Source organism: Profundibacterium mesophilum KAUST100406-0324 (genome assembly GCF_009835145.1).
Lineage (GTDB): Bacteria > Pseudomonadota > Alphaproteobacteria > Rhodobacterales > Rhodobacteraceae > Profundibacterium > Profundibacterium mesophilum.
In genome coordinates this window covers 1-959 of record NZ_APKE01000057.1, presented here as the reverse complement: position 1 = coordinate 959, position 959 = coordinate 1, and the positions used below count along the sequence as shown (strand labels likewise).

At 69.7% G+C, this 959-nt stretch carries 1 protein-coding gene; it reads right to left on the bottom strand.

Features of this window, described 5'->3' with window-relative positions:
- Positions 1-846: phage protein GemA/Gp16 family protein (locus PMES_RS16110; protein WP_159966743.1), on the bottom strand; the 846-nt coding region annotated here is incomplete at its 3' end.
- Positions 847-959 lie beyond the last annotated feature (113 nt).

Genomic DNA, 959 nt, shown 5'->3' with positions numbered 1-959 from the left:
AAATGGCAAACGCATCTGGCGCTCGTCGCGCATGCGGGCGCTGATCCGCTCGACGCTGCGCTGGTGCAGATCGCAGGCCAATGCGACCTGCCGAATGGTGCGTCCCTCCGCCAGGAGCCGCGCGGCCCGCCCGCGACGCGCGGCCTGCCCGCGAAACGCTCCCATCGGCAGCACGATCGCGCCGGGGCCGAACGCTTCGATCAGTGCGTCGACGGTCCGCAGGCCGACCTGCGCCGCGAGCTTGCCGCCATCGGCTTCGTGCGGGATGCGGATCTTCGCCCCGCCAAAGCGGCGCAATAGCCGCTCGGTCTCGATCTCGCCAAGCGCCTCGATCAGGCGCTCCATGACCGCGACCTTGGCCGCGATCTCGGCGCGCGCGGCCTCGACATCGACGCCGCGCACCCGCTCGAGATACCGCAGCACCGCGTGGACTGTCACCCTGATCATCCGCATTCTATCTCTCCGTACTGATACCGCGCCGCCGGCATCGCGCAGGCTGTCGATGTCGATCGGCACGGACTGCCATTTGCCCTCGAAGCGCGATCGGATGAAGGCGTTGAGCCCGGGGCGGCCGGGGCGCTCAAGCGCGCCATCCTCGCCAAGCAGCCGCCACAGCACATGCACGTAGCGAAGATCGGCGCGCGGCGCGGCCGGGCGGGCGCCGCGCCGCTTCGCGCCCCCGCCCATCTCGTCGAGCCGGGTCAGCACGGCACGCATCTGCGCATCGTCCATCTGCGACAGGCTGTCCTTGCCGGTCACGGCCAGCTGTAGATCGCGCCGCTCCTCCTGCCCGAGGCCGAGCGTGCGGCAGCTGGCGAAGATCGCGCGCTGAAGGGTCCGGCTCATAGGCAACTCCTCTCGCAAGACGGGCTGTGATATGCAGGCAGCGCCGGAATGCGCGCCAACGCATTCCGGCACCTGTCGCCCTCAGACCTCACCATCCAAGGACGCATTCGATG